The organism is Pseudomonas sp. WS 5021, assembly GCF_012985535.1.
Taxonomy (GTDB): domain Bacteria; phylum Pseudomonadota; class Gammaproteobacteria; order Pseudomonadales; family Pseudomonadaceae; genus Aquipseudomonas.
Genome location: NZ_JAAQWP010000020.1, coordinates 1 through 2,369 on the forward strand (window position 1 = coordinate 1; position 2,369 = coordinate 2,369).

Sequence of the window (2,369 nt, forward strand, 5' to 3'; positions counted from 1 at the left end):
GTATCCGTCCGGCCAACTCACCTTCCGAACTCCAGCATTAAGGACGATGGTGTCCGCGTATTTTTAAGCGGACGCGATAGCCCTTATCGCCGGGATTTCCATGCGCCAACGAAGCTCTTACCCCAAACCGTTCAAGGCCCAGGTTGTTCAGGAGTGCCTGCAACCCGGTGCGACCGTTTCCAGCGTTGCCATCCGCCACGGCATCAATGCCAACGTCATTCGCAAGTGGCTACCGCTTTATCGAGATCAACTGCCAGCGGCGTTGCCGGCGTTCGTTCCTGCGAGAGTTACGCCAAAACGACCAGTTGAACCAGCTGTGATTATCGAGCTACCGCTGGGCGAGCAATCGATCACAGTGAAATGGCCAGCTTCCGATCCTGAAGGATGCGCCCGCTTTGTCCGGGGGCTCGCCCAGTGATCCGTATCGATAGTATCTGGCTCGCCACCGAACCCATGGATATGCGCGCGGGCACTGAAACCGCGTTGGCCCGCGTGGTGGCGGTGTTCGGTGCGGCGAAGCCGCACTGCGCCTATCTGTTCGCCAATCGCCGCGCCAACCGCATGAAAGTCCTGGTGCATGACGGCGTGGGTATCTGGCTGGCCGCGCGGCGATTGAACCAGGGCAAGTTTCACTGGCCAGGCATCCGCCACGGCTCGGAAGTTGAACTCGACACCGAGCAACTTCAGGCGTTGGTACTGGGGCTGCCCTGGCAGCGGGTCGGTGCGGGCGGCGCGATCACAGTGCTGTAGCACCGGCCATTAGCCCATCGGTGTATCTGCGCAGAGCGTCTGCTCTGGCACAATCAGCAGCATGAACTCCTCGCCCAATCTCGACCAACTGACAGCTGAGCAACTGCGCACACTGGCCGCGCAGTTGCTGACGCAGGTCGACGTGATGGGCAAGAAAATCCACCGTGATCAAACCATCATTGAGCAGCTCACACACGAAATCGCTTGGTACAAACGGCACAAGTTTGCCAAGCGTAGCGAGCAACTGAGCCCTGACCAGGGTAGCTTGCTGGACGACCTGCTCGACACTGACATCGCCGCCATCGAGGCGGAGCTGAAAGCTGTCAATCCCCCGGTTGCTCCAGCCGAACCCCGCCAACAGCCCAAGCGCACACCGCTGCCGGCACAATTTCCGCGCACCGTGATCCGCCACGAACCGGAGAACACCCAATGCGCCTGCGGCTGCCAGCTGCAACGCATCGGTGAAGACATCAGCGAAAAGCTGGATTACACGCCGGGCGTTTTCACCGTCGAACAGCATGTGCGTGGGAAATGGGCCTGTCGCCAGTGCGAAACACTGATCCAGGCCCCCGTGCCGGCCCAGGTGATCGACAAGGGCATCCCCACCGCCGGCCTTCTGGCTCACGTGATGGTGGCCAAATTCGCCGACCACTTGCCGCTATATCGGCAAGAGAAAATCTTTGGCCGTGCCGGCCTGGCCATCGCTCGCTCGACACTGGCGCAGTGGGTCGGACAAACCGGCGTGCAGCTCCAGCCGCTAGTCGATGCCCTGCGCGAAGCCGTGCTGGGCCAACGCGTGATCCACGCTGACGAAACCCCGGTGCAAATGCTCACCCCAGGCGAGAAGAAAACCCATCGGGCTTACGTCTGGGCCTACAGCACCACACCCTTCGCCGATCTGAAGGCCGTGGTGTATGACTTCAGTCCCAGCCGTGCCGGCGAGCATGCGCGCAATTTTCTTGGTCAGTGGAATGGCAAGCTGGTCTGCGACGACTTCGCTGGCTACAAGGCCAGCTTCGAGCAAGGCATTACCGAAATCGGCTGCATGGCCCACGCCCGCCGCAAGTTCTTCGATCTGCACGCTGCAAACAAAAGCCAGTTGGCCGAACAAGCACTGCACGCGATGGGCAGCCTGTACGAAATCGAACGGCAAGCACGGGACATGAGCGATGAAGAACGCTGGCGAATACGACAGGAAAAGGCTTCACCGATCCTCGATACACTGCATGACTGGATACTGGCCCAGCGTGATCTTGTGCCCAACGGATCGGCCACGGCGAAAGCCTTGGATTACAGCCTTAAACGCTGGCAGGCACTGACTCGCTATGTCGAGGATGGTGCTGTGCCCATCGACAATAACCAGGTCGAGAACCAGATTCGTCCATGGGCCCTGGGGCGCTCGAACTGGTTGTTTGCCGGGTCGCTACGCAGCGGCAAACGCGCGGCGGCGATCATGAGCCTGATCCAGTCGGCCCGCATGAACGGGCATGATCCGTATGCCTATCTCAAGGACGTGCTGACACGCCTGCCGACGCAACGGGCGAGTGAGGTCGGCCAACTGCTGCCGCATCAGTGGGCGCCTGCCTGAGTCGCGCAAGGTGAGTTCGGCGTACGCTTAC

Annotated in this window: 3 protein-coding genes; all 3 read left to right on the forward strand. The window is 60.7% G+C overall.

The features are described 5' to 3' along the window. The first annotated feature begins 100 nt into the window (after positions 1 to 100). Positions 101 to 418, forward strand: a complete 318-nt coding sequence (locus HBO19_RS28305) for a transposase (protein WP_003282986.1) — start codon at positions 101 to 103, stop codon at positions 416 to 418. Next, positions 415 to 750: an IS66 family insertion sequence element accessory protein TnpB gene (tnpB, locus tag HBO19_RS28650; protein ID WP_003282984.1), complete on the forward strand. Its 336-nt coding sequence runs from the start codon at positions 415 to 417 to the stop codon at positions 748 to 750. Before HBO19_RS28305 ends, tnpB begins: the two co-directional genes overlap by 4 nt. 61 nt (positions 751 to 811) lie before the next feature. Continuing rightward, entirely contained in the window at positions 812 to 2,338 is a 1,527-nt protein-coding gene (locus HBO19_RS28315) for an IS66 family transposase (RefSeq protein WP_034128273.1), read from the forward strand. Positions 2,339 to 2,369: the final 31 nt, after the last annotated feature.

Bases quoted from the DNA above. Each gene is read 5' to 3' on its own strand.
- HBO19_RS28305 (WP_003282986.1), top strand. From the start codon at position 101: ATGCGCCAACGAAGCTCTTACCCCAAACCGTTCAAGGCCCAGGTTGTT.
- HBO19_RS28315 (WP_034128273.1), top strand. From the start codon at position 812: ATGAACTCCTCGCCCAATCTCGACCAACTGACAGCTGAGCAACTGCGC.